This window comes from Verrucomicrobium sp. BvORR034 (genome assembly GCF_000739635.1).
Taxonomy (GTDB): domain Bacteria; phylum Verrucomicrobiota; class Verrucomicrobiia; order Verrucomicrobiales; family Verrucomicrobiaceae; genus Verrucomicrobium.
The window spans coordinates 1-5,697 of record NZ_BATQ01000023.1 but is presented as its reverse complement, the minus strand read 5'-3'; the positions used below and the strand labels follow the sequence as shown (position 1 = coordinate 5,697).

Here is a 5,697-nt window from a genome sequence, read left to right as displayed (position 1 = left end):
ACTGGAACGAGAATTACCGGAACCAGGACTACGTGGATGCCGACACCACCTATGATGATCTGGGACCGGCCTACCGGACCGGATACGAAAGTTATCGCTCAGGCCAGTATGCCTCATACAACGAGGCAGAAACAGACCTTGAACGAAACTGGGATTCCGTGAAAGGCAAGTCCCGGCTCGCCTGGGAAAAAGCCAGGCACGCCTCACGAGCCGCATGGGAGCGGGTGGAACGCGCCCTGCCAGGTGATGCCGATCGTGACGGCAAGTAGAACTCCTTTCAGTGGCCAAACCCGCAGCACGAGCTGCGGGTTGTTTATTTCCTTGTACTTGTCATTCACGTGACTGCGGGGGCTACGGTTCCACCCAGTGACTGTGATCCGTCAAGCCGCTGAAGTACGAGACCAGCACCGTGCGACCGTTCACTCCAACTGCCAGGACATGGTCGGCCACGCCCAAGAAGCGATAGGCGCCATCCTCAAAAGTGGGGCACCACGCTTGTAGATCACGAACTCCAAAAAGAAGCGGCTCAAGACGTTTTCATCCCAACCACTGTCGAGAAATTTACCCAGCGTCTTGAGATAGTCCTTGGGCATGCTCCTCCGTTTCTGGGCGCACTTCAGATCGAGGAGTTTTTGTCACATCATATGGAACAAGCCGATTGATCCAGCCCTCCTTAAAGAAAAGTGGGTAGAAGGTTACCACGAGCAGGGCAAACGGCCAAATCGTGTCCAGACAGGTGGCGATTGTCCCATGAAACCCCAAACCCAGCACGATACCCGCTGGTCTGAATGCCGGCACAAGAAAAAGAATCGGCGCCGCCAGCTCAAAACCCAGTGTAAGATACTTCATCACCCACCAAAATCCCGATGGCATGGTTCGAACCATCCAGGCAGCAAGTTCCGTACGATAGACGCCCTGCATATCCGCCCAGACGATGTCATCATGGGCCACCCAGTCGCCAAACCGGATTTTGGCATAGCCCGCAAAGAAATAGAGAATCACAAGCAGCCACTGGCACAATCTGATGGGTGCCGCTGAGATGGTGATGCGGCCGTCAGGTTCCTTGTTGATCGGTGGAGCCAGGGCGAGGAAGGCGAAAACAAGCACGTTCAGCCGGCTGATCGTGAAGGAGGCCAGGGGGTTTCCATAGAGGGCATAGGCCGAACAGGCCAGCAAAAGAAAAAGGCCGGTCCTCCGGTAGCGGCCATACAGCACCATCGCACCACCGCCGAACAAGAAAACTCCAAACAGAAGCACCGCCCAGGCCGGCAATCGCGGCCATTCATTCCAATAGCCGCCCTGCGTGCCCAAAGACACGGCAAAGCCTTCCTTGCCCAGCCACTCGAATGGATGCAAATAGAGCATTCCCATCCACGCTAACGCCTGGAGCGTAAAACACTTCTCAAACAGTCTCAAGCGACGGGCGTCAACGGGCCCCGCAAGATAGCCTCCTGCCACCGCAAGTGCTTTCCTAACGTTGTCTTTGTTCATTTGGCTGGGGAATTCGCGCTGTTTGTGCCGGCTTTCTGCGTCGCCGCCGGGGGAACAACAACACCAGGCGTCCCCCCGTCTGTTGGCGTGGACCGATTGGCAGGCGCTGGAGGATTGGCAGAGGCCACTTTGCGGTTTTGCCTGCCTTGGGCAGGATCCGCCCGGGTTGCTCCAGCTCGCGGATCCGTCCACTCGCCCTTCCACTTCACCTGCTCCAGAGCCGGCAGCGAGGACAGCGGCACCAGAACAGCCTCCGTCGCCCTCGCTTGGTCCAAGGAAACAAACTTGAGCTGGCGGCAATGAGCCAGATGGCGCACCACATCATTTCCGACGGATGTGCGATCCAGCTCGATCCTGTACAATCCGGGCAGTCTTTGAAGGACGCTTAGTTCTCCAGTTCTGATCTTGGTTCCAGACAGGGTAAGGACCACAAGATCTTTGTGTGCCTGCAGATTTTGCAGCCCTCCCTCAGCGATATTGGTGTCGTCCAGTCTTAAGCGCCGCAGCCGGGGCCATTTCCCCAGTATCTCCAGGATCCGGTGAGTGGTCTTGGTTTGGGATAGATCAATGTCTTCCAATTGCGAGAGACTGGCCAGCAGCGGGAGAATCCCATCATCAATCTGGGTATTCTTGGCTGTGAAGGTTCTCAGACCAGGCGGCAAGGCTCCAGCCCCCTTCAAGTCACCTGAAACTTTGGTGCCGGAAAGGTCAAGGGCACGTAGAGATCTCAAGTTGGGCAAATCCTTGAGATCGCTGTTGACGATCGGTCTCTGCGCGAATGAAAGCGTGTGGGTACGCTGTTGTGCAAATGTCCGTGTCAACGTTGCAGGAGACAGCGTTCCTGTCCCAGACAGGTCCAAAACGCCATCACGTCCGTTTTCTGGGTTGGACCGGGCAGGAGCACTGGGACGGTTGCTGGCGAGCAGGTTTGCTCCAGGAGGTTGTGGCACCCGGGCCGCCGAGATGTTATGAGTGGAAACCACATCCACCTTGGAAGGATCATTCAGCTCAAATGGGATGATGTTCCACTTGCCGGGCGGCGATGCCATATACGGACTGCCGACAGGCCAGGTAACGGTGACAAACCTTACCTGTGAGACCGCAGGAAACATGGGATAGAGAGAGCGATGCTTCCGCGCGATGAAGTGGGCAATCTCATTGCGAATCTGATTCCCCCCGCGCATTTTTGCAGAGTTGCTGTCTGACAACAGACGGTCAATTCGCGTGCCGGTGCCATAGATCTTCAGCGGATCATAGTTCTCCGTATCCACCGTCACCCAGGTCTCCAATGAAGGCGTACGTATCTGCACGTACTGCTGGCGCCACGTCGACGGTCGTTTCGTCATGACTGCTGCAAAGCGATACAGCGTCAGAACTTCGTTCGGAACGCTTTGATATCGCCCCTGGGTGAAACCTAGATGCACCGTGGGCAGCGCCCATGCGACGATAAAGAATGTCAGATAGATGCTGGCATAGCTGAATCTCATAACAATAGGCATTTCAACCAGAAAAAAAGAACGAATGGACGTGCTGGATGCCAAACTAAACACAGCGTCATAAATAATGGCCGAAGCGTGATGACTTCACCGTGCTTTCCCGCCTAAAAACAAGGCGATTCTCGCAAGGCTGCTGTCGCTGCACGCGCATTTTTTCGTGACACTGTGTTTAACTATCAGATAACGGATACTCCGTGTATGCCACAGGGAATTGACCAACTCGCTTCAACAACACGGCCGGATTGTCGGCGGAGACCTCGTACCAATCTTTATCGACCATGTTGATTTTCATTGCGGAGAGATAAGTGAATAGCATCTCCGTCGTAAATCTGTCTTTGACTGACCGCCTCTCATATCTCGCCACATCCTCGAAGGCGAATGGCTCCCCCGTCGCACCGAACTTCCACTTCCCGCCATCATTAGCGCAATACACGGTTCTGACATCAGCACCATGATCGTAGACCTCAAAGATTACCGCTCCATATCTTTTCGGAAGTTTAGACTCATGTTTCGCCACCACCCGTAACCCGCGGCAGGCACAGCGCTCCGAGAGGATTGAGGAATAGCCTGCATCTGTTCCTCTTCTTCCATTGTCCAGCAGGACTGTCCATCCATCCCCAGCGCCGATCAGCAAGACCTTTGATGCAGTCGGGCTGGTTAGTGGGTCGAGTTTATGCAACACGGCGTCGAGCGTCCCGTAGACCGGGGCACTCTCCATTGATGCCCCGAACTTCTCAAGAACGCCATTCTGCCACTCCAACAATTTTGCTTCCAGGAAGGTCACGTTCGTCTGGAACAAGCAACAGCTTCTGAATAGAGACCAAGGGGGAATTTCGAAGTCCAGCATTAGTTGACGTTTTCTAGATGTATATCGCCAGCCGCGTCGTTCGCGCGGATTCTTTGTTCATGGAGAGGTCCTCTGTTTGACTGATCTGTATCATATTCCCAGTATTCTCTCGTGCCATCAGGTCGAGTGCCTTGCACATCCGGTCGATTCGTACCCACGCGATCTCCAGCGGCATTCACCTGTTGCTGATTCACACGAATATCTGTATAGCCCTGCGCCTTCATGTCCGCAACTTTCTGTTGCGCCGTAGCATTTTGTGTTGCGCTCCGGCCAATGGGACGATTCGTGGGCAGTGGATCAGGCGGAGTGGGATTCACTCTGGCGTCCTGAGGCAGCCTGTTTGATCCATTAGGAACTTTCGGGCCACACGCGTTGTGGCAGCGGAGTTGGCTCGCGCCGACAAGGTATTCGTGCGCAGTATCCACCTCCAAATTGAAGACTTCATCTGCCGAACTGGCTCGTTCACTCCGAACCAATCTTGCAACACCTTCACGCGACTCAATAGCCTCTCCGATTTCAATCTTGCCGGCCTCCTTCCAGCCCAATTCTTGAAGCGAGTAGAAGGGATGAGCGTTTGTTGCCTGTATGACTTCCCTGCCTTGTGGCAGCTCAAACTCCAATTTTACAATTTGGTCACTAGTGTGGCGGAGCGTAGCAGTGACGAGATGACCAGACCCGGCCTCGACGGCAGAATGTTCACCAACCTCGATGACCTCTGCGTTTCCACTAATGCGAAGCTCCTCAAGGTCCAACCACATTCTGGCCCCGGCCGCGCATCGCACTGCCGCAACCCAGCCTTCTGGCCGCAGCAGCGTCACATCGAGCGACTTCGCACGAGTTCCCGCACCTGTTTCGAGACGAAGTTCAATCTTCCTCCAGTTCTCACTAGGCAGGGCACCAATTACATCAGACTGGTCGGAAGTCTGAACACGTTGGCCGACCTTCACCTGCTCAATTGGCACCTGTTCGCCGCTTGCAAGGGTGACCAATGTCCCGCGAACAAAACAACCTGGACCGCGATTTGTCAGGGCTTTTTGCACCCGACATCCGATATTCCCGACTTTCGCCGCGCGTGCCGTGATTTTCGCCGCCGCTCCACCGCCAAACAGAGAGAGGACGGCTGACGTAATAACCTTAGCTTTCCCTTCGGTACCGCTGTTCCAATCGTTCTTGATCTGATCGGCCATCGCCTTAGCAGTTCCAATCGGATCCTTCACTGCATTCGCAAGCCCTTTCACCGTGCTAAGTGGATCAGTGACAATGTTGGCGACATCGCCCACTGCCTCACCTAGGGCACCACCTACCCCCTTTGCGGCAGCGGCAATTTCGTCTCCCAGTTGCTTGCCAACAACCGAATCCAAGGCCGACTTGGCTGCGGTTTTCGCTTTATTCACGGTGTTACTCGCCCAGTTTTTGAGACCGCCGAACCAACCACCATCATTCGTGTGGTTGTCATCCTGAAGGTCATCCGAGGGTTTCTCAGGACCTTCTCCTTCATCAGGATCTTGCCCTTGGTTGGGTTGGCCCTGGGCAGGTTGGCCCTGGGCAGGTTGGCCTTGGGCAGGTTGACCCTGGGCAGGTTGACCCTGGGCAGGTTGACCCTGGGCAGGTTGGCCCTGGGCAGGTTGACCCTGGGCAGGTTGGCCCTGGGCAGGTTGACCCTGCATCGGTTGACCCTGCATCGGCTGTCCCTGCATCGGCTGTCCCTGCATCGGCTGTCCCTGCATCGGCTGTCCCTGCATCGGCTGTCCCTGCATCGGTTGCCCCTGCATCGGTTGCCCCTGCATTGGCTGTCCCTGCATCGGCTGTCCCTGCATCGGTTGACCCCTGCATCGGTTGACCCTGCATCGGTTGACCCTGCAT

General features: G+C 55.6%; 4 protein-coding genes and 1 pseudogene. 1 reads left to right on the top strand and 4 read right to left on the bottom strand.

Annotated features, from left to right (window positions below; genetic code table 11):
* A pseudogene (locus BV034_RS04805) lies at positions 1 to 269 on the top strand (hypothetical protein); the annotation flags it as partial.
* 292 nt (positions 270 to 561) lie between these two features.
* Here BV034_RS04805 and BV034_RS04800 read toward each other — a convergent pair.
* The 4 genes from BV034_RS04800 to BV034_RS04785 all read right to left on the bottom strand — a co-directional run bounded on the left by BV034_RS04800 (position 562) and on the right by BV034_RS04785 (position 5,591).
* The gene (locus BV034_RS04800) at positions 562 to 1,491 is read right to left on the bottom strand and encodes an HTTM domain-containing protein (protein WP_265592632.1); all 930 of its coding nucleotides are present in this window, start codon (positions 1,489 to 1,491) and stop codon (positions 562 to 564) included.
* On the bottom strand, positions 1,488 to 2,990 hold the full coding sequence (locus tag BV034_RS04795; RefSeq protein ID WP_265592631.1) for a hypothetical protein: 1,503 nt from the start codon (positions 2,988 to 2,990) through the stop codon (positions 1,488 to 1,490). Before BV034_RS04795 ends, BV034_RS04800 begins: the two co-directional genes overlap by 4 nt.
* Positions 2,991 to 3,156: 166 nt before the next feature.
* Complete coding sequence (locus BV034_RS04790; protein ID WP_050024674.1) at positions 3,157 to 3,786, bottom strand: hypothetical protein; 630 nt, start codon at positions 3,784 to 3,786, stop codon at positions 3,157 to 3,159.
* Between the two features lie 47 nt (positions 3,787 to 3,833).
* Complete coding sequence (locus tag BV034_RS04785) at positions 3,834 to 5,591, bottom strand: polymorphic toxin-type HINT domain-containing protein (RefSeq protein ID WP_265592630.1); 1,758 nt, start codon at positions 5,589 to 5,591, stop codon at positions 3,834 to 3,836.
* Between the last annotated feature and the right edge of the window lie 106 nt (positions 5,592 to 5,697).

What these genes read in the sequence shown, in the direction of transcription:
- BV034_RS04785 (WP_265592630.1), bottom strand. Translation starts at nt 5,591, where the DNA reads ATGCAGGGACAGCCGATGCAGGGACAGCCGATGCAGGGACAGCCGATG.
- BV034_RS04795 (WP_265592631.1), bottom strand. Translation starts at nt 2,990, where the DNA reads ATGCCTATTGTTATGAGATTCAGCTATGCCAGCATCTATCTGACATTC.
- BV034_RS04800 (WP_265592632.1), bottom strand. Translation starts at nt 1,491, where the DNA reads ATGAACAAAGACAACGTTAGGAAAGCACTTGCGGTGGCAGGAGGCTAT.